The sequence below is a fragment of the Hominimerdicola alba 8 genome (assembly GCF_000178155.2).
Taxonomy (GTDB): Bacteria; Bacillota; Clostridia; order Oscillospirales; family Ruminococcaceae; genus Hominimerdicola; species Hominimerdicola alba_C.
This window is the reverse complement of record NZ_ADKM02000062.1, coordinates 98,395-124,032: the sequence shown is the minus strand read 5'-3', so window position 1 is coordinate 124,032 and position 25,638 is coordinate 98,395. Positions and strand designations below refer to the sequence as shown.

The 25,638-nt window shown below is 49.5% G+C and carries 20 protein-coding genes; 16 read left to right on the top strand and 4 right to left on the bottom strand.

The window, feature by feature from the left end; genetic code table 11:
• Positions 1 to 111 precede the first annotated feature (111 nt).
• Both CUS_RS05920 and CUS_RS05915 read left to right on the top strand, forming a co-directional pair.
• Entirely contained in the window at positions 112 to 1,455 is a 1,344-nt protein-coding gene (locus CUS_RS05920; RefSeq protein ID WP_002848406.1) for a M48 family metallopeptidase, read from the top strand.
• A gap of 42 nt (positions 1,456 to 1,497) precedes the next feature.
• A complete protein-coding gene (locus CUS_RS05915; protein ID WP_002848606.1) occupies positions 1,498 to 2,052 on the top strand; it encodes a DUF6935 domain-containing protein in 555 nt (184 codons plus the stop codon).
• A 182-nt stretch (positions 2,053 to 2,234) separates the two neighbouring features.
• Here the strand turns inward: CUS_RS05915 and CUS_RS05910 are convergent, their stop codons facing one another.
• From CUS_RS05910 to CUS_RS05895, 4 genes are all read right to left on the bottom strand, one after another.
• The gene (locus tag CUS_RS05910; protein WP_002848373.1) at positions 2,235 to 4,928 is read right to left on the bottom strand and encodes a valine--tRNA ligase; all 2,694 of its coding nucleotides are present in this window, start codon (positions 4,926 to 4,928) and stop codon (positions 2,235 to 2,237) included.
• A 69-nt stretch (positions 4,929 to 4,997) separates the two neighbouring features.
• On the bottom strand, positions 4,998 to 8,123 hold the full coding sequence (ileS, locus tag CUS_RS05905; protein WP_227945243.1) for an isoleucine--tRNA ligase: 3,126 nt from the start codon (positions 8,121 to 8,123) through the stop codon (positions 4,998 to 5,000).
• A gap of 491 nt (positions 8,124 to 8,614) precedes the next feature.
• Complete coding sequence (locus tag CUS_RS05900; protein WP_002848518.1) at positions 8,615 to 9,046, bottom strand: hypothetical protein; 432 nt, start codon at positions 9,044 to 9,046, stop codon at positions 8,615 to 8,617.
• A 3-nt stretch (positions 9,047 to 9,049) separates the two neighbouring features.
• Positions 9,050 to 9,691, bottom strand: a complete 642-nt coding sequence (locus tag CUS_RS05895) for a hypothetical protein (RefSeq protein ID WP_002848254.1) — start codon at positions 9,689 to 9,691, stop codon at positions 9,050 to 9,052.
• 667 nt (positions 9,692 to 10,358) lie between these two features.
• Here CUS_RS05895 and spoIVB point away from each other — a divergent pair.
• From spoIVB to CUS_RS05825, 14 genes are all read left to right on the top strand, one after another.
• Positions 10,359 to 11,561 (top strand): SpoIVB peptidase, encoded by a 1,203-nt coding sequence (gene spoIVB / locus CUS_RS05890; protein WP_002848264.1) that lies wholly within the window; start codon positions 10,359 to 10,361, stop codon positions 11,559 to 11,561.
• A 223-nt stretch (positions 11,562 to 11,784) separates the two neighbouring features.
• Entirely contained in the window at positions 11,785 to 13,224 is a 1,440-nt protein-coding gene (purB, locus tag CUS_RS05885) for an adenylosuccinate lyase (protein ID WP_002848348.1), read from the top strand.
• Between the two features lie 239 nt (positions 13,225 to 13,463).
• Positions 13,464 to 13,724 carry a hypothetical protein gene (locus tag CUS_RS05880; protein ID WP_002848310.1) on the top strand — a complete coding sequence of 87 codons (261 nt, stop codon included), beginning with the start codon at positions 13,464 to 13,466 and terminating at the stop codon, positions 13,722 to 13,724.
• Positions 13,721 to 14,119: a DUF2085 domain-containing protein gene (locus tag CUS_RS05875; RefSeq protein ID WP_002848556.1), complete on the top strand. Its 399-nt coding sequence runs from the start codon at positions 13,721 to 13,723 to the stop codon at positions 14,117 to 14,119. The genes CUS_RS05880 and CUS_RS05875 overlap by 4 nt, the downstream gene beginning before the upstream one ends.
• On the top strand, positions 14,088 to 14,717 hold the full coding sequence (locus tag CUS_RS05870) for a hypothetical protein (RefSeq protein WP_002848522.1): 630 nt from the start codon (positions 14,088 to 14,090) through the stop codon (positions 14,715 to 14,717). The genes CUS_RS05875 and CUS_RS05870 overlap by 32 nt, the downstream gene beginning before the upstream one ends.
• A gap of 20 nt (positions 14,718 to 14,737) precedes the next feature.
• Positions 14,738 to 15,223, top strand: a complete 486-nt coding sequence (locus CUS_RS05865; protein ID WP_002848246.1) for a hypothetical protein — start codon at positions 14,738 to 14,740, stop codon at positions 15,221 to 15,223.
• Between the two features lie 26 nt (positions 15,224 to 15,249).
• Complete coding sequence (locus CUS_RS05860; protein ID WP_002848654.1) at positions 15,250 to 16,275, top strand: hypothetical protein; 1,026 nt, start codon at positions 15,250 to 15,252, stop codon at positions 16,273 to 16,275.
• 89 nt (positions 16,276 to 16,364) lie between these two features.
• A complete protein-coding gene (locus tag CUS_RS05855; RefSeq protein WP_002848627.1) occupies positions 16,365 to 17,633 on the top strand; it encodes an O-acetylhomoserine aminocarboxypropyltransferase/cysteine synthase family protein in 1,269 nt (422 codons plus the stop codon).
• Between the two features lie 225 nt (positions 17,634 to 17,858).
• Positions 17,859 to 18,416 carry a hypothetical protein gene (locus tag CUS_RS05850; protein ID WP_037276757.1) on the top strand — a complete coding sequence of 186 codons (558 nt, stop codon included), beginning with the start codon at positions 17,859 to 17,861 and terminating at the stop codon, positions 18,414 to 18,416.
• Positions 18,417 to 18,836: 420 nt separating this feature from the next.
• Positions 18,837 to 19,946 carry a hypothetical protein gene (locus CUS_RS05845; RefSeq protein WP_002848169.1) on the top strand — a complete coding sequence of 370 codons (1,110 nt, stop codon included), beginning with the start codon at positions 18,837 to 18,839 and terminating at the stop codon, positions 19,944 to 19,946.
• A gap of 179 nt (positions 19,947 to 20,125) precedes the next feature.
• Positions 20,126 to 21,808 carry a [Fe-Fe] hydrogenase large subunit C-terminal domain-containing protein gene (locus tag CUS_RS05840; RefSeq protein WP_002848484.1) on the top strand — a complete coding sequence of 561 codons (1,683 nt, stop codon included), beginning with the start codon at positions 20,126 to 20,128 and terminating at the stop codon, positions 21,806 to 21,808.
• 503 nt (positions 21,809 to 22,311) lie between these two features.
• The gene (locus CUS_RS05835; protein WP_002848591.1) at positions 22,312 to 23,373 is read left to right on the top strand and encodes a leucine-rich repeat domain-containing protein; all 1,062 of its coding nucleotides are present in this window, start codon (positions 22,312 to 22,314) and stop codon (positions 23,371 to 23,373) included.
• 24 nt (positions 23,374 to 23,397) lie between these two features.
• Positions 23,398 to 24,741 (top strand): serine/threonine protein kinase, encoded by a 1,344-nt coding sequence (locus CUS_RS05830; RefSeq protein WP_037276716.1) that lies wholly within the window; start codon positions 23,398 to 23,400, stop codon positions 24,739 to 24,741.
• A 26-nt stretch (positions 24,742 to 24,767) separates the two neighbouring features.
• Positions 24,768 to 25,580, top strand: coding sequence for a vWA domain-containing protein (locus CUS_RS05825; protein ID WP_002848630.1), 813 nt, complete (start codon positions 24,768 to 24,770; stop codon positions 25,578 to 25,580).
• Positions 25,581 to 25,638 lie beyond the last annotated feature (58 nt).

The following is a 25,638-nucleotide window of genomic DNA, read 5'->3' as shown; positions in this document are numbered from 1 at the left end:
CTATTGCATGTTTTGGCGGTATGTGATATAATGATTGCGGACGGACTTTCCGTCAAGAAAAAAGAGATCGGCTTCTGACCGATGATAGTAAAACAACTGAGGTGACAAAAAATGGCATTAAATCACGACCTATTTATCCATGAATCTGACCGCACTGCGCTCAACGCACTTAAAGCGATACCGGGCTTTACCCAGCTTCTTCGCGGCTTTATGAAGATATGGAACGAAAGGCAGTTCAAACTGCTCAACCTTTCAACATACGTAAGGGCTGATGAAACACAGATGGCTAAGTATCACGATATGCTTGTGCCTATCTGCGAGCGGCTCGATATTCCCGTCCCCGAACTTTACGTGGCGCTGAACCCCTATCCTAACGCCTATACTTCGGGCGATAATGAACCTTTCATCGTTATGACTTCGGGGCTGATAAACACTGTGCCCGAAGAACTTCTGCCCACTGTTCTCGCCCATGAATGCGGACATATCGCCTGCCACCATGTACTATACCTGACTATGGGCAGACTGATACTGAGCGGTGCGCTGAGTATGCTGGAACTCTCGCCGCTGATAACCCAGCCTGTCAGCATGGCTTTCTATTACTGGATGCGGTGCAGTGAATATTCCGCTGACAGGGCGGCGGCTGTCTGCGACGGTTCGGGCGAAAACACCATCGAACTCTGTATGCGTCTGGCAGGCTTTGATAAGAATATCCCCATAGCGGCGAACAAAGCGGCTTTCCTGAAACAGGCTGAGGAATATTACAAGATGGTGGACGAGTCGGCATGGAACAAGGTGATGGAGTTCATGATGTTCAACCACGCCACCCACCCGCTGAACGCGCTTAGGGCTTACCAGTGCAACAAGTGGACGAGCACATCTGATTTCAAACGCATGGTGGAATACCTCGATGACCTCGACAACGGTCAGCAGAGCACCCATGTGCCGATGAACGTGCCGCTGAGCAGTTTCCTGAAAAAGGACGCAAACACCGTTGCGGCAGAACTCCGTGAAGCGGGCTTCACCAACGTGAACATCACCCGCACCACCCAGGCGGACGGCGCGGCAGTCAACAGCGCAGTCGCCATAACAGCAGGCGGCAGGACTGATATAAAGGTGGGCGAATGGCTTCCTGCTGACATCGCATGGCTGATATCGGCTTATGTTCCGCTCAGCGAGCAGGAACAGCGTGCGGCGCATCCCGGTCAGATCTGCGTGCCGTATTCCGATGCGGGCTACTGCGGCAGGGATTACCGCACAGTAGTCGATGAACTGAGGGCGCTGGGCTTCACTAACATATCCGTCTGCGAACAGGCTGACATCAGGGTGAAGTTCCTGATCAAGGAATACAGCGTGGCGCACATTTCCATCGACCACACTGACAGGTTTGAACGCAATACATGGTTCAGGCAGAATGCGCCTGTTTCCATAAGATACCACGTAATGGCACAGAGTTAAACTCTGTAAGAATATCACTCAACGACTGAAAGGAGAATTTTAATGGGACTTTTTGACAATATTGGCACACCTGTTTCGACAAACGCACCTCAGCAGTCGGGCAACAGAACGGTTGATGTTACTTTCGCGCGGCTTCCCGAAAATTTTGCCGAGTTTGCGGCACTTCCGCAGGCGGCGCTTGCAAACCCTTTTGACACTGCCGCGCTGACAGTGCTGGCGCTGTGCTTCTATCCGCAGGACAAGGACGCGAGCATTCAGATGCTCGGCCTGCTGAAAGGTCCTCAGCCGCTTTCAGCCTACGAACAGCAGTTTTTGCGCGACCGTTTTTCGGCGGCAGACTATGTGCCGCGCAGTTACTTTGTCGGTGCGACCCCCAATAACGACTACAAGCCCGCCGAGCCTTACACTGTAAAAGTCAGCGAGAACCCCTATTCATATCAGGAACAGGGCTATGCCAAGCTGTATTTGCAGTCGGGCGGTGCTGACAGCCCCCGCGCAGTGACGCTTCGTCTTGCCAAAGACGGCAAGTGGTATCTGTGGGAGCAATTTCTCCTTGCGGGCATACGTCAGCCCGAATCCTCCAACCCGTGGGCTTAAATTTAATTCATAATTCATAATTATTGGCATGAACGAAAGCGAGCCGTTTTAGCTGAAACTTTGCCGCCAGATAAAGCTGAGTAAGAACACAAAGCTATGCGCGAGTCAAAGCGGTCGGGCGACCAACTTTATATGAAAGAAAAACCCCCTGAGATATATTCTCAGGGGGTTCGCTGTTATGTTCAGAGATTATTGAGCATCTCGGTCAGGTTAGCTACCAGCGCTTTTGCCTTGACTTCCTTCTCGCGTATCTCGTTTACCACCTTTTCGGGGGCTTTTGACATGAACTTTTCGTTGTTCAGCTTGCTGTTTACGAAATCCAGTTCCTTGTTAGCCTTTTCGAGTTCCTTAGTGATACGCGCCTTTTCAGCTTCTATATCCACCAGTTCTCTCAGCGGCAGAAGGAGTTTCGCATCAGCAGTGGCAACAGTGACCATGCCGCTTGCATCAGCAGGTTCGTCAGTGGTCAGTGTAACTTCCGATGCGCTTGCCAGCCTCTTCAGGAAGTCGCCTGCCTCAGCGTAATCAGCAGTGTTCGCAGTCACGATGGTTATGTGAGCCTTTCTGGAGTTGGGCACATTATGACCCGAGCGGCACTCGCGTACAGCGCGTACAGCTTCCATTATCTTCTCCATTCTTGCTTCATCTTCGGGGAAATCCAGTTCGGGCTTGTAGTCTACCCAGCTCTGCATCATCAGGAAGCCTTCCTCGTGGGGGAGCGCCTGATAAATTTCCTCAGTGATAAAAGGCATGAACGGGTGCAGAAGTTTGAGTATATCTGTCAGCACGTAAGCCAGCACGTTCTCAACATTCTTCTTAGCCTGTGCGTCATCGCCGTTGAAACGGTTCTTTGCCAGTTCGATATACCAGTCGCAGAAGCTGTTCCAGATAAAGTCGTAGACCTTCTGTGCGGCAACGCCCATCTCGAAGTGTTCGAGGTTGTAAGTAACTTCCTTAGCCACCTTGTTAAGGCTTGAGAGTATCCACTTGTCTTCCAGAGTCAGTTCTTTAGGCAGTTCTATCTTGTCGATGGTCATGTTCATCAGCAGGAAGCGTGAAGCGTTCCATATCTTGTTGGTGAAGTTTCTCATCGCAACTATCTTTTCTTCGCTGTAACGCATGTCGTTTCCGGGTGAAGAACCCTGTACCAGCATAAATCTCAGTGCATCAGCGCCGTACTGGTCGATAACTACCAGCGGGTCGATACCGTTGCCCAGCGACTTCGACATTTTTCTGCCCTGAGAATCTCTTACGATACCGTGTATCAGCACAGTGTCAAAAGGTGCCTTGCCCGTGTAAGCCAGACCCGAGAAGATCATTCTGCTTACCCAGAAACCGATTATATCATAGCCCGTTACCAGTGTGCTTGTGGGGTAGAAGTAGTTGAAGTCATCAGACTGCTTGTCAGGCCAGCCCAGTATGCTGAAAGGCCACAGTGCCGATGAGAACCATGTATCCAGCGAGTCTTCGTCCTGTGTCAGGTTTGTGCTGCCGCACTTCTTGCACTTGCATGGTGCAGATTTTGCAACGTTTATCTCGCCGCAGTCATCGCAGTACCACGCAGGTATCCTGTGACCCCACCACAGCTGACGGGAGATGCACCAGTCGCGTGTGCCCCTCATCCAGTTGAGGTAAGTTTTGGTGAATCTTTCGGGCACGAACTTTATCTTGCCCTCTTCAACAGCCTGTATAGCAGGTTCAGCCAGCGGCTTCATCTTAACGAACCACTGCTTTGAAATCATCGGCTCGATAGTCGAGTGACAGCGGTAGCATGTGCCGACATCGTGTTTCAGCGGCTCTACCTCTTTCAGCAGACCCAGCGCCTCCAGATCGGCAACAATGACTTTTCTCGCCTCAGCGGTGGTCATGCCCGCATACTTGCCGCAGTCAAGGACTTCAGGCTCGCCCTCAGTCATCAGACCGCTGGCTTTCAGTTCTTCATAAGCCGCCTTGTCCTCAGCGCCCGTCATGTGACCGTCGTAGGTGAAGCATCTTACGCTCGGCAGAGAATGTCTCTGACCAACTTCAAAGTCGTTGGGGTCGTGGGCAGGGGTTATCTTAACGACACCTGTACCCTTTTCCATATCAGCGTGTTCATCGCATACTATGGGTATCTCCTTGTCAAGCAGGGGGAGTATGACATGGCAGCCATGCAGATGCTTGTATCTCGGGTCTTCCGCATTGATAGCAACGGCAGTATCGCCCAGCATCGTTTCTGGACGTGTGGTTGCTATCTCAAGAAACTCGCCTGTTTCCTTGACCTTGTAGAGGATATGCCAGAAATTGCCGTCCTTGTTCTCATACTCAACTTCCGCATCGGATATTGAAGTCTGGCATTTCGGGCACCAGTTTACCATTCTGTTGCCGCGATAGATAAGACCCTCTTCATAGAGTTTTACGAATACTTCCAGCACAGCCTTAGAGCACTGCTCGTCCATAGTGAAATGCTCGCGCTCCCAGTCGCAGGAAGTACCAAGTGTTCTCAGCTGTTCAACTATCCTGCCGCCGAACTTTTCTTTCCACGCCCATGCTCTCTCCATGAACTTTTCTCTGCCCAGATCAGCCTTAGTCAGCCCCTCCTGACGCATAGCCTCAACGATCTTTGCTTCTGTTGCGATAGCGGCGTGGTCGGTACCGGGTATCCACAGTGCGGCATAGCCCTGCATTCTCTTGAAACGTGTCAGTATATCCTGCATGGTGTTGTCAACAGCGTGACCCATGTGCAGCTGACCTGTAACGTTCGGGGGCGGCATAGCTATCGAATAGGGCTTCTTCTTGGGGTCGGCTACCCCGCGAAAACACCCGTTCTTCTCCCACGCTTCGTAGGTACGCTTTTCTACTTCGCGGGGGTCATAAGTCTTTGGTAATTCTTTCATTTATGAGCTTTCCTTTCAAACATCACTCCCCGCCTCCGCCTGGCGGAAACGGGGTGTGAAAGCGTTATTTTACTTTTTCAGCGAAACGGTCACCTTTCTGCCGTCTTCGTATTCAACTTCGTAGGAAGTATCAGCCTCAGCGATATCACCGCTGTCTGACAGAGTTTCACCGCAGATATAATCCACCCATGCAGAAGGCACATCGCCCTCCAGCTTCATGGTTATCTTATCGGTGATGGCACAGCCCAGCTTGCGGCGTGCGTCCTGAATGCTTCTCACGATATCTCTTGCGAAGCCTTCATCGCGCAGCTCGTCTGTGATGGTCAGGTCAAGTGAAACTACTATGCCCTTGTCGGAAGCCACATGCTGACCTGCCTTAGCCTGATAGGTCACCAGTATAACTTCGCCGTCGAACTCTTCCTCAGTGCCGCCAATGTTCAGTACTGCCTTGTCGCCCTTAAGTGCGAACTTGCCGCTCTTGACAGCCTTGATGATGTCCGGTATCCTGTCGGGATATCTGTTCCTTATCTCATTGAAGTTAGGCGCATACTTTATCTCAGCCACGCTCTCTGCGCTTTCGAGTATCTTCACGCTCTTGACATTCAGTTCTTCCGCGATGATATCCTTGAAACTCTCAACTACCGCATTGCCCTCGCTCTCGCTCAGCGCAACGCACAGTTCGCTCAGCGGCTGACGGTTCTTGACATTGTTCTTGCTTCTGATAGACCTTGCCAGATAGATGACATTTCTGACCAGCTTAACTTCGTCCAGCAGTTTGTCATCACGGAAGCTGTCGGGTATATCAGCCCAGCTCTCCAGATGTACCGAGTAGCCGCCTGTCAGTGTCTTGTACAGCTTTTCAGCTATGATAGGCGCGGCAGGAGCGAACAGCTTGCACATGTTCACCAGTACATAGTACAGTGTTTCGTAAGCGTTCTTCTTGTCCTCGCTCAGACCCTTCTCCCAGAAACGTCTTCTCGAACGTCTGATGAACCAGTTGGTCAGACCGTCTACCAGCTCGATGAGGTTCTCGACATACTTGTTTACGAAGTAAGCGTCCATATTCTTGCTGATAGCGTTTGAAGCCTCCCACAGCTTAGCCAGCATCCAGCGGTCAAGCTGGTTGTCGGAAGTCGGAGGTGTCAGGCTCTCAGGCTTGAAATCATCTATATTAGCGTAGCTGATGTAGAAGTTGCATGCGTTCCACAGCGGGAAGATTATCTGCTGGAGTGCATCGGAAATGCCGTTGTCATCAAACTGCAAGTCGCCTATCAGCATAGCGTTTGTCTGATAGAGATACAGCCTGAATGCGTCAGTGCCGAACTTCTTCATCAGCTGCATCGGGTCGGTGTAGTTCCTTGAAGATTTTGACAGCTTCTTGCCGTCCTTAGCAAGGATAGTACCGTGTACCACGCAGTTTGAGAAACATGGCTTGTCGAACAGTGCCACGCTCAGTACATGCAGGTAGTAGAACCAGCATCTTATCTGACCTGTATACTCAACTATGAAATCGGAAGGGAAGTGTGAATCGAACCACTCCTTGTTCTCGAAAGGATAGTGCTTCTGTGCAAAAGGCACCGAGCCGCTCTCGAACCAGCAGTCGAGAACTTCGGGTACTCTTACCATAGTGCCGTCACAGTCGGGGCAGTCGCATTTGAACTTTATCTTGTCCATGTACTGTCTGTGCAGGTTCGTAAGCCTTACGCCGCTCTTTTCCTCTATCTCGTCGATAGAACCCAGCACGACTCTCTTGCCGCACTTGTCGCACTCCCATATCGGTATAGGAGTAGACCAGTATCTGTTTCTGGAGATGTTCCAGTCACGGGCATTTTCCAGCCACTTGCCGAATCTGCCGTGCTTAACAGTTTCAGGCACCCAGTTTATCAGTTCGTTCTGGGCTATCAGCTTGTCCTTGATCTTGGTAACGTCGAAGTACCAAGCGTCCATAGCCTTGTAGATGAGCGGGCGCTTGCATCTCCAGCAGTGGGGATAGTTATGCTCGATAGTACCGTCAGCCACAGCCTTGCCCTGCTCGTACAGGAAGCGTATAACAGTCGGGTTCATCTCAATAACGTTCTTTTCGCCGTCAGGCTCATAGAAGTCGGTGACTTCCTCAGTAAATCTGCCCTTAGCGTCAACGGGGTTGACCAGCGGTATGCCGTTGTTCTTGCATGTCCAGTAGTCGTCCTCACCGAAAGCGGGAGCGGTGTGTACGATGCCCACACCTTCGTCAGCGCCTACATAGTCAGCAGTAACTACTCTGAATGCCTTGTCCTTCAGGTCTGCAAAGTATGGGAACAGCGGCTCGTAAGTCCTGCCCACCAGTTCTTCGCCCTTAGCGGTCTTTACTATCTTAGGCTCTTTGCCGAATATCTTGTCATATCTGCCCAGCACTGCGGTACAAGCTATGAATATCTCCTCGCCCACATCGCAGAAAGCGTAGTCAAGGTCTTTGCCCACAGCCAGACACAGGTTAGACGGCAGTGTCCAGGGAGTGGTCGTCCATGCCAGGAAGAACACAGGCTTGCCGTCGATGACCTCTTCGGTCTTGAACTTAGCGATTATCCATCTGTCCTGACGTGGTCTTGTAGAGTCAGACTCTCTTGTATCGGAGATGGACAGCGAAGTTTCGCAGTGGGTGCAGTAAGGGGTAACTCTGTAATCGCGGTAGATGAGTCCCTTGTCATAGCACTGCTTGAACGCCCACATAACGCTCTCCATGAAAGTCGGGTTCATGGTCTTGTAAGCGCCGTCGTAGTCTACCCAGCGCGCCATCTGCTCAACGTACTCTTTCCATGCTTCGTTGTTGCCGCTCACCAGCTCAAAGCACTTGTCGTTGAACTTGTCTATGCCAAGTGTATTTTCGATATAGTTCTTGTCGTCGATGCCGAGATCTTTCTCCACCTGATTTTCGATGGGAAGACCGTGACAGTCCCAGCCCCATACTCTGGGGACTTTGTAGCCCTTCATCGTCCAGTAGCGGGCGATCATATCCTTGATGAAGGATACCAGTATAGTGCCGTGATGGGGCTTGCCTGTGGGGAAGGGAGGTCCGTCATAGAAAACTACCTCAGGGGCTTCCTTGTTGACTGATTTTTCAAATACGTTCTCATCTTTCCAGAATTTCAGGACATCTTCCTGTATTTCGGGAATGTTCGGCTTTCCTGCCAGTTCTTCGTACTTCAAATTTTTCACACACCTTTTCTTAGCGGGGGCTGTTCTATTTAACCCGCGCCTAAAATATACAAAATCAATTATACCACCGTATAATATCATTGTCAAGCATTATTTATTAAAATTTGTGGCTTTTTGCGCTGATACGCCGCATCGGTCGGGGGCATCTTTCCCGCCGTATGCCCATACCCGCCGTAAACAACACCGCCTTCCGCTGATATTCCCCGCCGAACGCCGTCTAAGCGCGTTCTCGCTGCGCGGTGACTGCATCATTCCCGCGCCGCATGAAAAAAGGTCTGCCCCTCACATTATCGTGAAAAGCAGACTTTGCGCCTATTTCCTGTTCTTTCAAGATATATCGCGAAGATACCCGCCGTAAATAACACCGCCTTCCGCTGATGCGCCCGCCGGACGCCGTCTAAGCGCGTTCTTGCTATGCGGTGACTGCATCATTCCCGCACCGCATGAAAAAAGTCTGCCTCTCACATTATCGTGAAAAGCAGACCTCACGCCTATTTCCCGTTCTTTACAGCATCTATTATCAGATATAACGCGAGTATATCCATAAAAATGCCCGCCGCCACACAGATCGTGGGTATCAGCTTGTTGTTGTTTTCGGGGTCTATGAAATCTTCGGGCGAATCAGGGTCTATGTATATCTCCTGCACATAGCCCTCAGCCTTGTCGCGGGCGTATGTGTTGCTTCCGGTCACCTCATACAGCTTGCCGCCGTATTCGTACCTGAATTTCGGGTAGTAGTTTTTGTAGCTGCTTTTGCCTGTACTTGAACGTTTGACTATGTCATACCCGATGAATTCGGCGCTCACGCTCTCGGTACAGCGCTTTATCAGCCTGAATGCTGATATCCCCACCACCAGTGCTACCGTAGAAACTAACACCATCAACGCCGTAAATATCACAATTAACACTTTCTTTGTTGACATACATCATTCCTCCACTATCGACTTGACGGGCGCTGTATCCCTGAGATGCTGTGCCCGCTTTGCCGCAAGTATCCTCAGTATTATCCACCATACCAGTATGACCAGTTCCAGCGCCGCCACAGCCGCCATCGGGTAATGGTGCTTCATGTACTCGGTGTTTATCGACTTCATGCCTTCCTCGACCCACACCTTGTCCAGCCTGTCGCTGAGGTAGTCGATGAAATACTGCGCCGCTCTCAGATAAAGCCCTGTACCTGCGAAAATGACGATAAATGCGGGTATGTGCTTTTTGCAGAACTCGGTGATGATGCCGCCCAGCACCAGCAGATCGCCCGCCAGCATGCACCACCCGACCCAAGTCGGAGGCTGAGGTTCTATGTACCCGCCGAAAGTGCCGAATATCATTATAAGTCCGTAGTATATGCCCGACCACGCAAACGGCACGAGCATCAGCAGGCGTATGAACAGAAAGCCAAGCGGTTCCTTTCCGTACCTGCCGTATTTAGTCTTGTTGAGCAGTTTTTTAGCCGACTTGCTCTGCTTGTGACGGGCGGCTTCGCGTGCTTCCCGCTCTTCTTCTTCCAACTCACGGCGTTCAAGTATCTGCTTTTGTGCCTGAGCCTTAAGTCTGTCTTTTTTTGACATATTTTACCTCTGCTTCGTGATAATATTTAAATATGACTATCCCTTTAGCACACCAACTATAGCGATCCAACTTTTTAAATTCACAAGATCCGGTCGCAAAAGCTGTGATCTATGGGTTTTGTGACTGGATCCTGTCTGAATTTTAAGGCGGATCGCTATAAAAATGCGGTAAACAAAAGGATAATTGAGCGCCCCTTAGCCGCTGTTTTTGTGGTGTGTCAGCGGGATGACCACATATTTAAATGGTCGTACCGAATAAACGTAAAATATTATAGCACATATCTCACGGCATTTCAAGGCGCATTTTTGAAAATTTTGCTATTCGCGCAAATTTCAGCCGCTTCTGCCAATACAAATAATACTTATGCACACCGCCGCATGAAATTTCATCATCGGTCAAAAATAATATCGGCAGATATTTTATCGGCACAGTTCGCTTTTCATGAAATATCAGCCTTAATGCAAAAAACGAATGTGGTTATCCCGCAGACACACCAAAATAAAAGATGTCATATAAGAACTTGAAACAGTTGGCGCTCTTACTTCCCCGTCTGCGGCGGGCAAAGTATGACATCAACTCGATGTTTCTTATATAGGTATAGGCGTTTTTGTCAGTGTGCTAAAGAGATGATCATAAAAATTGATATCAAAGCAAAGGAAGATGCAGATGAAGATAAAAACAAAAGCAAGACGCACCGCCGCTGCGGTCGCGGCGGCAGTTATGGGGCTGATGGGAGCGGTCGGCTTTTATGACAAGGCACTGCCCGACAGCTACAATATTGCCGGCGGCGAAGAACTCACCCTGAACACCTTTTTGGGAATATCCTCCCGCCCCGCCCGAAAGTGTTATACCACCGCCCTCACAGATATTTCGGGGCGGTCTTCACATTCGGGCGAGAGCACCCTTCTGCTGTTCGGAAGCGTCCCTGTAAAGAATGTCACAGCAGTCAGCGAACCGCGCCCGATGCTTGTGCCCTGCGGCGAAGCCTTCGGCATCAAACTGCTGACAGACGGTGTCATAGTGGTCGAACTGACGAAAGTCGGCGGCAGTTGTCCCGCCCGCGAATGCGGGATAAGAAAAGGTGATATAATTATTTCCATGAACGGTGAGAATATACGCTCTAACCGCGATGTTTCCGAAGCTGTGCGAACCTGCCGCGAAAACGGCTGTGAGGTCAGGCTGAAACGCGGCGGCAAAGATATGACCCTCACACTTATGCCGACCTACTGCGAGGGCAGTTATAAGGCGGGCATGTGGGTGCGGGATTCCTCTGCGGGCATCGGCACACTGACTTTCTATGACGCTGACACAGGTGCATTCGGCGGTCTGGGTCACCCTGTCTGCGACAGCGACACAAAAGAGATACTCCCCCTTTCAGAGGGTGCGGTGGGTGATATCGAGATAACAGGTCTTGTCCCCTCTGCTGAGGGCTGTCCAGGTCAGCTGGTGGGCGAATTTTCGGGTGATGAAGTGCTGGGCGAGATAACTCTCAATTGCCGTGAGGGTCTGTTCGGCACTCTGCAAAACTGTCCCGATGACAAAGAAGCCCTTCCGCTGGGCTACAAGCAGGAGATAGTGCGCGGCGCGGCACAGATATACAGTTCATTGGACGGCGAAAATCCCGTTGCCTACGATGTCGAGATAGAGCATATCGACCTCAGCGAGAGCGCCGAACATGATATGGTGGTACACATCACCGACCCCCGCCTGCTGAAAGAAACAGGCGGAATAGTTCAGGGCATGAGCGGTTCGCCCGTGATACAAAACGGCAGGCTTGTCGGGGCGGTCACCCATGTCTTTATCGATGACCCCACAAGGGGCTACGGCATCTTCGCTGAGGATATGGCTGAAAAAGCAAAAGTTTCATGACAGAGTTGTGCAGTCACAGGCTGACTGCACACTTTTTTTGTGCAAAAATACCCTCAGATACAGAGTTTTTTGCTATGGTATGTCAGAGTAATATCATATGTCTTACGCCGCCTTGATTTTTCAGGCGATATGTGCTATAATAAATCTGTATTTCATGTTTTGTACCTGTTCGTGCGCGGACAGGCAGAACGCCCTAAACGATAAAACGAAAGAGGTAATCACTATGTCAACCAACAGCTATGAATCACCATTCTGCACAAGATATGCCAGCAAGGAGATGCAGTACATCTTCTCGGCTGACAAGAAGTTCACCACCTGGAGAAAGCTCTGGGTAGCTCTGGCAAGGGCTGAGATGAAGCTGGGTCTGAACGTTACTCAGGCACAGGTAGATGAACTTGAAGCAAACGTCAACAACATCGACTACGCTATGGCGGCTGAGGAAGAAAAGCTGGTGCGCCACGATGTAATGGCGCATGTACATACCTACGGCAAGTGCTGTCCCAACGCCGACAAGATAATCCATCTGGGCGCAACTTCCTGCTATGTGGGCGATAACACAGATATCATCATCATGCGCGATGCCATGAAGATAGTCAAGAGAAAGCTGGTAAAGGTAATAGATCAGCTGGCTAAGTTCGCTGACAAGTATAAGGGTCTGCCATGTCTGGCTTATACCCACCTCCAGCCCGCACAGCTGACCACAGTGGGCAAGAGAGCAACTCTCTGGTGCAACGAACTGGTCATGGATCTGGAAGACCTTGATTTCCAGATGGGCAGACTGAAACTGCTGGGCTCAAAGGGTACAACAGGCACACAGGCATCGTTCATGGAACTGTTTCACGGTGACACCGACAAGGTAAAGGAACTTGAAAGACTCATCGCTGAGGAAATGGGCTTTGACGCAGTCGTTCCTGTATCGGGTCAGACCTATTCGAGAAAAGTTGACTTTGCGGTTTGTCAGGTAATGGCTGCCATCGCGCAGAGTGCCATGAAGTTCGGCAACGATATCAGACTTCTCCAGTCTTTCAAGGAGATAGAAGAGCCTTTCGAGAAGACCCAGATAGGTTCTTCCGCTATGGCTTACAAGAGAAACCCCATGCGCGATGAGCGTATCTGCTCGCTGGCAAGATACGTTATCTGCGATGTCCTCAACCCCGCATTCACCGCAGGTACACAGTGGTTCGAGAGAACTCTTGATGACTCCGCAAACAAGCGTATCTCTGTGGCTGAGGCTTTTCTCGGCGTTGACGCTATACTGAACATCATGCTCAACGTTACCGACCCCGATAACGGTCTGGTGGTATATGACAAGATGATCACCCGCCGCGTTATGGCTGAACTGCCTTTCATGGCTACCGAGAACATAATCATGGACGCTTGCGAAAAGGGCGGCAACAGACAGGAACTTCACGAGCATATCAGAAAACTTTCGATGATAGCAGGCGAACATGTCAAGAAAGACGGTCTTGACAACGACCTCGCAGACCTCATTGCGGCTGACCCTATCTTCATGGTAACACGCGAAGAACTGGCTGAGATAATGAAGCCCGAAAACTACATCGGCAGATGCCCCCAGCAGGTCGATGAGTTCATCGATAATGTCGTAAAGCCCATAATCGAAGCTAACGGCGTTTCCGACGATGTGGCAGAGATAAACGTATAAAAGATAACAGGGTTATCCCGCTGACACACCACAAAAACAGCGGCTATACAGGACTTAAGGTTCTTGGCGTATATCTTTCCCCCGCCGCAGGCGGGGGAAAGATATACAACGCTCAATTATCCTTTTGTTTGCCGCATTTTCAGATGTTGTGCTAAAGGGATAGTCATAAATGATAAAAGAATATAGCGATGCTGTCCCCGCACTGTGCGGGGACATATACATAAACCTAAGGAGATAACATGGATTATAATAATTACGGCTATAATAACTACGGTTACACAGGCAAAGTCTGCCCCAAGTGCGGCTGTCCCGACTGCCGCCTTATAAACGAAACTACCACAAAAGGCGGCGATTACGGCGTTTGCAGCGGTATTTGCGGGTATCTTATAATGGGTCCTGTGGGACTGCTGTGCGGTCTGTGCGGTAAGGATACCAAGATCGAAACCAAGACCCGCGCATACTGGGTCTGCCCGAACTGTGATAAGAAGTTCAAGGCATGACGGCACAGCAAAAGGAACAGCTGTGGCTCAAAGCGATGGAGTACGGCGAAAGATGCGGCTGTCACCAGCGGGCTGACAGGAGCTTTTTCATCGGTCAGTGGCAGATGCCTGTCTGTGCCAGATGCACAGGCGTGCTGGCAGGTCATATCATCGCTTCTGCACTGCTGTTTAAGCGGAAGAAACTGCCGTCATGGGCGGCTGTCGCTCTGTGCGGCGTTACTTTCACCGACTGGCTGATACAACAGCTGGGCATAAAAGAGTCTGACAACCCGCGCAGACTGGTGACAGGCATCGCAGGCGGCATCGGTACGGCTGTGCTGTACTTTGAGGGCATAAAATACGTAATAAGGACAGTGAAAAAATTTGGACATAGCAAAACTGCAAAAGGGTGCTGACGCAGTGCTGGAAAGGCTGGTCAATGCCATGCGCGGCGGAAGCGGCGAGATACATCCGCAGTCGCTTGTCTGCGCAGTTGGTTCGCTGGCAGGGTATGCCTGCCAGAAAGATGTGCGGGTGATGTTCATGAAGAAGAACCACCTGACAGAAGATCAGATATTTACAGTGATGACCGATAAACAGGGAAGAAAGCTGTTTTTCGGTGACCTGCTGAACGAGCCGCTGGTCAATGAAAAGCTGTCGGTGTGGTCGATGATAGGCGGCGCTGTCAAACAGCGCGGGGGCACTCTGCCCGATGTCAACGACATTTTCAGATACATCTCCTACACGGCAGGCGGCGAACAGTTCGGCAGACCGCGTGCATGTCAGGTGGGCGAAAGCATGACAGACTATCTGGGGCGGCTGTGGCTGCCGCTGGCAGAAGTCGCAAATCACTACGCTGAGGACGGCGAACTGCATATAGTTTTCGGCATAGCACTGCAAAAGGCTGTGTTCACGGCAGGCGGCAGTATGAATGTCACCGAAGCCGCGAGGATAGCTATGGAAAGCGCAGTCAGCATGAGCAAAGTCGATTACAATTCGATACATGTGAACTGACTTTGATGCGAGGTGACAAAATGAAAAAGACAAATATAAAAACACTTTTAAAGGATATTTTTTGTATGCTGGCGGCTGTTCCCGTCGGTGCGGCGGCATCGGCGGTGCAGCTTCTCGGCAAAAAAAGCATAGGCGGTCATTCTGTCGGCTTTCTGGGCGGTTATGTGTACGGCTACAACGCCATAGCATACACGGCGGGCTGTCTGCTGTTTCTGACACATTTTGTGTTTGCGATAAGATTCATCACATCAAAAAAGAGGTTTCCCGCTCACCGTGATATGATACCGCCTTTCTGGGTGATGTATTTCGGCGCGGCACTGCTGACAGCGTTCCTGACACTGTTCGCGGAGGCGGTCGTGCTTATAGGCGTGCTGGGCTTTACCGAAGATATGTCGCCCGAAAGCGCCTTGTATATCACGCTTTTCGGCTTTCCTGTGCTGGTGCTTGTCGGCATGGTGACCGCAGGGGTGCTGTGCATCAGACGCATGAAAGAACCTGTGAGATAATATCGGATAGAAAGAGAGTCTTGTAAATGAAAAGAGCGCCTATCATCGCCCTTGCGGTGTGTTTTGGGCTGACAGCCTGCGGGTTTGACGGCAGTATAGATGAACTGCCCGCAAAGACCGATACGGGCAGTTCTGTCAGCGGGCGTGAAAAAAGCAAATTTGAAGTTTGCAGTGAGGAATACGGCTTCCGTTTCAGTATGCCCGAAGAATTTTATGCCGACCTCGAAACAAGCCCCGATGAAGACCTGACGGGCGAGTGCGACCTCTACCCCGACAGCGGCGGCAGACTGATAATGTACAGCAGTGCAGGTGACGCGGGCGACTTCGGCGCTATGGTGATGCCCTGCGGCAGTGCCAATGCTTTCACATTTCTGGGCTTCGGCATCGAAGCTGATTCGCCGTCAAAAGGTGTTGAGGTGCGGCGCGATGAAGTCGGTGCGGGCAGACGGGGCTATGTCCTGCACAATTCCTCGCTGTCTGATTATGACCTTATATCGGGTTCATACGAACTTGACAGCGGCAGTTTCCTCAACCTGACCTACAGGATAAATAAGAATGTCCGCAAGTCTTTGCAGGAACAGCGCGTGCGTGAAGCATGGGACAGCCTGCTGACTTTCTGCTTTGATGACAGCCTGACAGTCACGGCTGACTTCGGCGCACAGGGCAGACTTGAAGAAGTCGTGCCAACAGCGGGCTTTTATCTGACATCAAATGATACGGACGAACTGTACGCCCCCGACAACAGCGCCGCACTGACATTCAGGGCGGTGTATGCCCCGTCTGTCAGCCTTGAAACTGCCTGCGCTAAGGCTTCTGACAGATCAGGTGGATATGATGAGCGCGAACAGGGCGACCTGATAAGCAGATGCGGCGTAAAAGGCAGATATTTTCTGGGGAAGAACGACAGCGGCAGTCAGACGGCGGAAGCTGTCTACCCGACAGAAGACGGCGGCACGCTGACACTGAGCTATACCTATACAGGTGATGCCCGCAGTGCAGATGCCGACCTCCCCCTGCGCATGAAAACTTCGCTGAGATCTTATGAGCGATAGCGTCGGCAGGAAAGTCCCCCAAAAATATACGACATTAGGCTGAACGATTTCAGCTTGAAATATACATATGATCGAAAGGACAGATAATAATGAAGATCGAAACCAAATGTTTGCATGAGGGTTATACCCCTAAAAACGGAGAGCCGAGAGTTGTGCCGATAGTACAGAGCACGACCTACGTTTATGACTCCACCGATGCGGTGGCGGCTGTGTTTGATGACCCCACACTTAGCCTTATCTACGGCAGATTTGAAAACCCCACCACCGATGCTGTCGAGAAGAAGATAGCAGCACTGGAGGGCGGCGTGGCTGCAATGTGTACCTCTTCGGGTCAGGCGGCTACCCTCTGCACTATACTGAATATCTGCGAGAGCGGCGACAGCTTTATCGCATCGACTGCCATCTACGGCGGCACTATCAACCTGTTCAGCATAACCATGAAGAAGCTGGGCATCGAGTGCATCTATGTTGACCCCGACTGCACCGAAGAAGAACTGATGGCGGCATTCAAGCCCAATACCAAGCTGGTGTTCGGTGAAACTATCGCCAACCCCGCACTGACTGTACTTGATATAGAGAAGTTCGCAAAAGCAGCACACGCAAACGGCGTGCCGCTGGTGGTAGATAACACTTTTGCTACCCCCATACTGTGCAGACCTATTGAGTGGGGCGCTGATATCGTTATACACTCCACTTCAAAGTATATGGACGGCCATGCTGTACAGGTCGGCGGCGTTATCGTTGACAGCGGCAAGTTCGACTGGGCAGCAAGCGGCAAGTTCCCCTGCATGACCGAGCCTGACGAAAGCTATCACGGCACTGTATATACCGAGAAGTACCCGTTCGCACCTTTCATCGTAAAGGCAAGGATGCAGCTTATGAGAGATTTCGGCTGCTACCCTGCGGCTAACTCCTCCTTCCTGCTCAATCTGGGTCTGGAAACACTGCCTGTACGTATGAAGCAGTATGTTGAGAACGCTAAGATAGTAGCAGAATATCTGAATAACAACGATAAGGTCGAGAGCGTGTTCTATCCGGGTCTAGAAGGCAATAAGTACTATCCTCTGGTGCAGAAGTACCTGCCGCTGGGCGCATCTGGCGTTATCAGCTTCTCGATAAAGGGCGGCAGACCAGTTGCTGTCAAGTTCATGGATAGCCTGAAACTGGCTTCCAACGAAGTGCACGTCGCAGATATCCGTACCTGCGTTCTGCACCCCGCATCTGCAACACACCGCCAGCTCAGCGATGAACAGCTCAAAGCAGCAGGCATCGACGGCGGCATGATAAGATTTTCTGTTGGTCTTGAAAATGTCGAGGATATCCTCGATGACCTGAAACAGGCATTCGCAAATATCTGAAAATGATATATGTCAGGCGCGCGGAATGAAAGGTCTGCGCGCCTTTTTGCGCGCTTATTCGCAGATATGCCTTGTCTGATATGTGCGATTTCCGTTATGGTATGTTTAAACTATTGACAAAAGCGGGTAGAATGTGATAGAATAGTGAATGAATGGACAGAAACAGGCACATAGCTTGTGCGCGGAAAGTCTGTGAGCAGGAAGGTGGTGAGCTCGGTGAGCACTATGAAGAAATATGCTGTTTATAAGTCATCGGCAGGCTATTATTGCAATGAGTACCATGATACACTTGAAACACTGAAAGGTACTCCTTTTGAAACGATGGTCAAGGAAGAACAGCTGCCCGTAGTGCTCGATGGTAAAGGCGGCTATTACCGCTTTAAAGAGGACGACTATAATTTCGTCAAAGTGATAGAGTCGGATAAGAAATACCCCCTCCCGCTGGAAAAGATGTTTTTCAAGAACAGCGACAGCTTCAAGCTGGGCTGGATGTCGCCGCAGGGCGATACATATTCCTGTGATTATTATAACCATAACCGCTGTGCTATCATGCTGGCTGACAGGTTCATACCGGGCGCAAAATTCCCCGAAAGGGCGCTGGGCAAGGCGGGCTGGATAAAAATAATCGACTCGTGGGACGGTATGCAGCGTCAGCATGGGCAGTTCGTCTATTCGCTGACAGGCAGGATCACTAAGCAGCAGGCAGATAAATTGTTCGATATCGGACTGTATTTTAATGAAGAGGTGCAGCAGCTTATCAAAGATTGCGAAGATGACTGGTAAAGCCCGAAAAAAACAGATACAGATAAGAATATCTGAATATATGTTGATATACTCCGTTCGTACAAATGTATGGGCGGAGTTAATCTGTGATTTTAGCAAAGTTGCACAAAAAGACTTAGCTAATTTCTGCGTTCAGAAAAGCTGAATGAATTTGTACAGTTTTAATAAATCGTGAATGACAAAACTGGTTGAAAGGCGCAAATTTTGGGCAGTCACACAAGACAAATCTAAACTAACTGAACTTATTTGCATAAAACGTAGAAAAAACTTCTTTATATGTGAAAAAATCTATTGACAATTGTGAAAAAAAGTTTTATACTTAATAGTATAAATTATATGAAAGGGTAGGCATAAGCCTTATTTGTGTATAATTTTCAATAGGCTGCCGCAAAAAAATGCGGCTTCAGGAGGAATGATAGAATGGCGGAAACCAGGTTTATAAAGACTGTCGAGTTCGGCGGTTATGACAGAAATGAAGTTATAAAAAGGTTGGAATTTCTGAACGGTCAGGTGTTTGACCTCAAGAATGAACTCCGTGAAACAAAACTTATAATGGAAGAATACAAGAAGGGCAGCGATGAGGAAAAAGCCCATGAAACTGTGCTTGCACAGGAAAAGGTCAAGCTGACCAGCCTGCAGGTGCAGAATGAAACAAATTCCGCAAAGCTGAAAGCAGCTGAGGAAGACAAGGCAAAGCTGGCAGAAGAACTTGCTGCTCTTAAAGAGAGCCACGCTGCTGCTGTCAAGGAACTGGAAGATGTCAAGTCTAAACTGAGCGCTTATGAATCCGATGATGAAGCTGCGGCACTGAGTCAGGTGTTCATAGCAGCACAGCAGTCCGCTAATGCACTGGTCGGCAATGCCAATAAGGAAGCGGAAGATAAAAAGGCTGCGGCTGAGGCTCTGGTCAAGGAGATGCTTGAAGATGCCAACCATACAGCTGCCGAGATAATCTACGAAGCCGAGAAAAAGGCTGCCGAAACTGACGCGGAAACAAAGAATTCTTCCGAGAAGATGAAGGTAGCAAACAATAACCTCAGGGCTTCGATGCTCACAGATGTCGAGGAACTCGGCAAGCAGATGGCTGCATTGAATGAGGCTCTTGCTGCCATAACCGAAAGGGGCGCAGAAGCTGAAAAACTGCTGAAAGAGACCGAGAGCAAGCTGACTGAGGGCGGCATTCCCGAATTTAAGGTGCCCGAACTGGTCGAGGCGGATCTCCCCGAAGCTCCCGAATCGAGAAAAGCGGGCGAGCAGCCGAAAAAGTCCAATGCGAAACTCGAAGAACTGATGAAGCAGGCAAGTGCGCTCAAGGGCGGCGAAACCGAGAACAGCGAAGCTGATAACGCTGATGAAAAGGCTGAAGGATCAGCCGAAGAAAAAACAGAAGAAAAAACAGAAGAAACAGCCGAAGATGCAGAAAAGACGGAAGAGAAAAAGCCCGAAGAAAAGAAAGCGGCTGAGGGCGGCAAAAAGTCGGGCGTTGACCTCAGTGCTCTGCTGAAACAGGCTAATGAGTTGAAAAAATGATAGTGTCGTCCCGATGGCTCAGACAATGGTAGGCAGTCTTATTTTCCCCTGATATCGGGGAAAAGAGGATATTGCTGACATGATCGGTGTGCTAAAGGGATAGTCATAAAATATATTTTACTTTTAGGGTAAATTGGGTGTTAGCATGCCCGCAGTGCGGGCGGTAAGGAGTGTGTATTATGAGTGAGTTACTTATTGTCAGACCTGATAAGTGTGTTGGCTGTAATGCCTGCGTGCGTTCATGTCCTGCGCCTGAGGCGAATATCACAAAGATAATCGATGGCGGCAGATTTATCACAATGGTCAATAATGACAGGTGTATAGGCTGCGGCGAATGTGTTAAAAACTGTAATCACGGTGCGAGAGATTATATCGATGATACCGATGAGTGCATGAGCAGAATGAAGAAAGAGAAAATGATAATACTTGCGACCCCGGCTATCAAGGCGGTCTTCCCCACAAAGTGGAAGGGCATACTTGACTGGTTCCGTAAACAGGGCTGCATGATATATGACGGCTCTTTCGGTGCAGATATCTGTTCATGGGCACATCTGAGGGCTATCGAGCAGAAAAAGGTAGGCAACGTGATAACACAGCCCTGCGCTTCCATCGTCAAGTATGTTGAAACTTATCAGCCTAAACTGCTGGCTAACCTCTCGCCTATACACAGCCCTACTCTGTGCAGCGCGACTTACATAAAGAAGTATCTTAACAGAAATAACCCCATCGCGGCGCTGACTTCATGTATCGCCAAGAAATATGAGTTCGAGGAAACAGGTCTTGTTGATTATAACGTCACCTTCAAGAAACTGGGCGAGTATTTCGAGAAAAACGGCATAAGCATACCCGTTTCAAATACCGATGACTATGAGTACCGCTTCGATGACCAGCAGGGTCAGGTGGGCGCTGTCTATTCGCGTCCGGGCGGACTTAGAGATAACCTCTGGCTCCACAACCCCGATATCAATATCACTACATCAGAGGGCGTGGGCAAGGTGTACCGTGAACTGGATATGTATGCCGAGATGCCCGACTTCAAACACCCCGAAGTGTTTGATGTGCTCTCCTGTGAGTTCGGCTGTAATATCGGACCCGGCGCAGGCGCTAACCAGACAATGTTCGATGTGATGGTAACCATGAAAGAAGTCGAGAACGAGGCGAAGAGCCGCCGTAAATCAGGCTTCATGGGCAGAGGCGATGACAGACTTTTCAAGAAGTTCGATGATGAACTGAAACTCAATGACTTCCTGAGAAACTATAAGCCTGTGACTCCTACACCCGTCCCCACTGAAAGACAGCTTGAAAATGTTTATGAGAGCATGGGCAAGATCGAAGAAGATGACAAGCACTTTGACTGTCGTGCATGTGGCTACAGATCATGCCGCGATATGGCTATAGCTATCTACAGAGGTCTGAATACGCCCGATAACTGCGTTATCCATGCCAAGAGCATAATGGTGGCAAGACACAGCCAGCTGGCAGAACAGCATGAGAAACTGGCAGAGATCACTTACGAATGTCTTGAACTTTCAGATAAGCTGAAAGAGGGCGTTGATAATATCATGAAGAATATGGAAACTATCGGTGAGTCTACCACCAAGACCAGCGAGAGAGCGGGCGTCGTAAGAAATCTGCTGGAGAATGTCGTGGCGTTCTGTAACGATAACTCCACGATGGACGCAGACAGTGTCGGTCAGCTCGTTACCATTCTGGAAACTACCATAGATGCTTTCAGCGCACTGGACGATAATGTAAATGTCACCAATGAGAGTTCAGGCATCATCAACAGTTCGATCGGTGATATCACCAATCTGGTCGATGAGATCAATAAGACTCTCCATAAGACCACCGAGAAGAAATGATCCGATAAGCCGCGCGAATAGTCGTTTTGCGTAACGGAAAGGCAGGTGTATCATGGTATCTGATGCCGCTTTCGCCTCGATGGGAGCCGTAAAAAGGCGCATCGGCATAGCTATTGATGCCGCTGAGGGATACCATAGCTGAAATGACCCGCAGTTTAAGGGTCTTGTCGGCATTTCGTGATACACTGTTTATTCGGCAGGATAATATTTTCAGCGGCATTGTTCTGATGTTCTCAGAACCTTGCCGCTGAATTTTTGTCGAAAACGTTATCTTTGTTTAATTTCGGTAAAATCCAGCCTTAGAGCGTCATTTTTACTTGACAATTTTATCAAAAAGTGCTATACTTAAATAAATGTATTTAGAGTGCAATTTAGATAAAATATTTACCATTACGACGTCGTTCGTGTGATATGATTTTGAACATTTTGCGCATGGCAGAACAGCCTGCGCAGGCAGAAAATGAACGGCGTAAATAAATTTTATATGTCAGGAGAGAAGATTTATGCAGTGTGAAAGATGTAATGCTGAGCTGCCGCCCAAAGCCATAGAATGTCCCAATTGCGGCGCACCCGCTCCGCAGAATATCGAAGGCTTTGAAAATACCATTGAGATCCAGCATATACTGAAGACCATCATGGAAAAGCATGGCAGCATACTTATCAATGACCCGACTCAGTTCGTGTCGATGCTGAACGACTACCTCGCAGCCTACGACAAGGAACGCAGACTGCTGGTAAATGCTATGAGGGCAGGCGTGCTCAAAAACATGGTCAAGGAAGAAAAGACCAACAGGGAATATGCCCTGCTGAGCGCCAAGAGTTATATGATAAACGAACTGTTCGTTTCCGAGAATGCGGCAGAATTCGTGCTGGCTTGCTTCACCTATACGCTGGGCTGGCCATACGATTCTTCCATGTCGAAGAACAAAGAGCCCGAAAAGCCCGCAGAACCCGTTGAGGAAGAAAAGAAGCCCGAAGCACCGAAGCTCAGACCTGATACCAAGATATTCAAGTCATCCGACGCTACCAGATACAGGCTCGCAAGGAATGTAACGATCCCCGAAGGCTTTACAAAGATCGACAGCTTCTGCTTTGACAGATTCAACTTCATGCGTTCGATAAAGCTGCCTTCTACTATGATAGCTATAGGCGACTATGCGTTCTCCGAGTGCAAGAATTTAAAGGGCGTTGAGATGCCCGAAAGCCTTAGGGTCATCGAGCAGGGCGCATTCAGCCAGTGCGGTAAGCTGGCGATGATAAAGATACCAAAGGGTATACTGGAAATACCGGATAATACCTTTGAGTTCTGCGCTAACCTTAGCGTGGTAGATATACCCAATACTGTCAGCAGTATCGGTGTCGAGGCTTTCTCAGGGTGTGAAAAACTCGAAAAGCTGTTCCTGCCCGACAGTGTCAAGTTCATCGACAAGAATGCTTTTTCTTATTGTCCCGAGCTTACTATACGCTGCTACGAGAATTCATATGTACATAAGTATTGCCTTACTTATAACATTGACTTTGAAACGGTGCAGGTAGGCGTGGGTCTGAAGCAGAAGCCGATATAAGGAAGAAATTGGAGGAAGTATCAGATGGTTGAATTAAAGATCGGCCAGGAGGTCGAGATGGAATTCGGAGGAAGAGCGAAAGTCCTCAAGGTCATCGGCAGCGGTGGTCAGGGTATCGTTTACCTCGTAGAATTCAATTCCCAGAAATGGGCGCTGAAATGGTATGATGTCGATAAGATAAAGCGTCCGAAGGAATTCAGACAGAATATCAAGAACAATATCCAGGACGGTGCGCCCAGCAATAAGTTCCTGTGGCCAAAATATCTCACAAAGGAAAATGCTGACGGCACATTCGGCTATATCATGGAGCTGAAACCTGAGAGTTTTGACTCTTTTGTGGATATACTCAATACCTATAAGCTGGTCATCGACCCGCTGACAGGCAGGGCGACCAAACAGGCTGTAAGATTTCAAAGCCTGTACGCTATGGTGACTGCGGTCATCAATATCGCAAATACGTTCAGACAGCTGCACCGCGCAGGCAAGAGCTATCAGGACCTTAACGACGGTGGTTTCTTCATCAACGTCAATACAGGTGCCGTACTGGTCTGCGACTGCGATAATATCGCGCCCGAAGGTTCAAACTTCGGTATCGGCGGTAAGCCCGGCTACATGGCACCCGAAGTAGTCAGAGGCATCGCAAAGCCTGATGTGCAGACAGATAAATACTCGCTGGCAGTCGTACTCTTCAAGCTGCTGTTCAGAGGTGACCCGATGGAGGGCGAAAAGGTCGTTAAGGACGTTTGCCTGACCGAGAGTTCGGAACTCAGACACTACGGTCAGGACGCTGTGTTCGTTTATGACCCCGACAACGCCACGAACAGACCTGTAAGAGGCATCCACGACAATGTTATCAAGTTCTGGAGGATATACCCCAAGTATATCAGAGATGCTTTCATACTTTCATTCACTCAGGGTATCTCAGACCCCAATAAGCGTATAATCGAGAATGAATGGCAGAAGCTGTTCATCAGATTGAGATCTGAGATAATACAGTGCGTGTGCGGCAGAACAAATTTCACCTCCATGTTTGCCAAGACCGATGAAAAGACCTTCCGCTGCCCCAAGTGCGGCACAGAGTTCGCAACACTCGGTTTCAGCAACAGAGAGAACAGAATGCCGCTTTACGTTGGCTGTAAGTTCTATAAGTGCGAGATAGACCCCGATTGCGATGATTTCCTGACAGTAGCAGGTGAGCTGGTCGAGAACAAGCTCAAGCCAGGTGTTCTGGGTATCAAGAACTGTACTGAGGATACATGGAACGCAAAACTTCCCGATGGTAAGTATTATCCGATACAGCCGGGTAAAGGCTTCCCTATATGGAAGGACTTAGAGGTCGATTTCGGTAAAGTCACCGCGAAAATATAAATTTTTAGGAAAGGGCGAAATGATTTATGAATAATAATAACAATGAGGTCAAGGAAAACACCACTGTTGATGATCTGCTGGATTTTGACGATGATGATCCCCTCGGCGCCACAGCGGTATCTAAAAAGAGCCTTGTTATCTTCTTCCTGATAGATACTTCGGGAAGCATGAAGGGCAAGAAGATGGGTCAGCTGAACACCGTTATGGAAGAGCTGATACCTGAGATAAGAAGAGTCGGTGAAGCTGATACTGATGTTAAGGTCGCAGTTCTGACTTTCGATACAGATGTTAAGTGGATGTACTCAGCACCTATCTCCATCGAAGAGTTCGAGTGGGCAAGACTGGGCGCACAGGGCGTTACCAGCATGGGCGCTGCATTCACCGAACTGGCTGCAAGAATGTCCAGAAACAGCTTCCTGAATTCACCTTCACTTTCGTTCGCACCCGTAATGTTCCTTATGACAGACGGTTATCCTTCTGATGACTATAAGGCAGGTCTGAAGGCACTTCAGGCCAACAGCTGGTATAAGTTCGGTCTTAAGGCTGCACTGGGTATCGGTGATGAAGCAAACGATGATATGCTGGAAGAGTTCACAGGCTCTAAGGACACTGTTGTTCACGCTTACACAGGCGGACAGCTTGCTGCGATGATCAAGATAATCGCAGTAACAGCTTCCCAGATAGGAAGTAAGTCAATGACACTTTCCGACGAAACTAACGAAGAACTCAGCGATGAGGACGTATACGCAGCTAAGCAGAAGATGCTGGGTCAGCAGATCCAGGAACTGGTCGGTGACCAGACTGACGCAGGCGACGTTCCTTACGATACGGGCTGGTAAATCGTAAGATGTCGGAAGGAGTGTTGGAAGAAAATGTCTTTTAATGGCTTTAGCCACT

Bases quoted from the DNA above. Each gene is read 5' to 3' on its own strand.
- CUS_RS05855 (WP_002848627.1), top strand. From the start codon at position 16,365: ATGAAGATCGAAACCAAATGTTTGCATGAGGGTTATACCCCTAAAAAC.
- CUS_RS05875 (WP_002848556.1), top strand. From the start codon at position 13,721: ATGACGGCACAGCAAAAGGAACAGCTGTGGCTCAAAGCGATGGAGTAC.
- CUS_RS05840 (WP_002848484.1), top strand. From the start codon at position 20,126: ATGAGTGAGTTACTTATTGTCAGACCTGATAAGTGTGTTGGCTGTAAT.
- CUS_RS05865 (WP_002848246.1), top strand. From the start codon at position 14,738: ATGAAAAAGACAAATATAAAAACACTTTTAAAGGATATTTTTTGTATG.
- CUS_RS05880 (WP_002848310.1), top strand. From the start codon at position 13,464: ATGGATTATAATAATTACGGCTATAATAACTACGGTTACACAGGCAAA.
- CUS_RS05920 (WP_002848406.1), top strand. From the start codon at position 112: ATGGCATTAAATCACGACCTATTTATCCATGAATCTGACCGCACTGCG.
- CUS_RS05830 (WP_037276716.1), top strand. From the start codon at position 23,398: ATGGTTGAATTAAAGATCGGCCAGGAGGTCGAGATGGAATTCGGAGGA.
- CUS_RS05860 (WP_002848654.1), top strand. From the start codon at position 15,250: ATGAAAAGAGCGCCTATCATCGCCCTTGCGGTGTGTTTTGGGCTGACA.
- CUS_RS05895 (WP_002848254.1), bottom strand. From the start codon at position 9,691: ATGTCAAAAAAAGACAGACTTAAGGCTCAGGCACAAAAGCAGATACTT.
- CUS_RS05850 (WP_037276757.1), top strand. From the start codon at position 17,859: ATGAAGAAATATGCTGTTTATAAGTCATCGGCAGGCTATTATTGCAAT.
- CUS_RS05910 (WP_002848373.1), bottom strand. From the start codon at position 4,928: ATGAAAGAATTACCAAAGACTTATGACCCCCGCGAAGTAGAAAAGCGT.
- CUS_RS05835 (WP_002848591.1), top strand. From the start codon at position 22,312: ATGCAGTGTGAAAGATGTAATGCTGAGCTGCCGCCCAAAGCCATAGAA.
- CUS_RS05900 (WP_002848518.1), bottom strand. From the start codon at position 9,046: ATGTCAACAAAGAAAGTGTTAATTGTGATATTTACGGCGTTGATGGTG.
- spoIVB (WP_002848264.1), top strand. From the start codon at position 10,359: ATGAAGATAAAAACAAAAGCAAGACGCACCGCCGCTGCGGTCGCGGCG.
- CUS_RS05845 (WP_002848169.1), top strand. From the start codon at position 18,837: ATGGCGGAAACCAGGTTTATAAAGACTGTCGAGTTCGGCGGTTATGAC.
- CUS_RS05915 (WP_002848606.1), top strand. From the start codon at position 1,498: ATGGGACTTTTTGACAATATTGGCACACCTGTTTCGACAAACGCACCT.
- purB (WP_002848348.1), top strand. From the start codon at position 11,785: ATGTCAACCAACAGCTATGAATCACCATTCTGCACAAGATATGCCAGC.
- CUS_RS05825 (WP_002848630.1), top strand. From the start codon at position 24,768: ATGAATAATAATAACAATGAGGTCAAGGAAAACACCACTGTTGATGAT.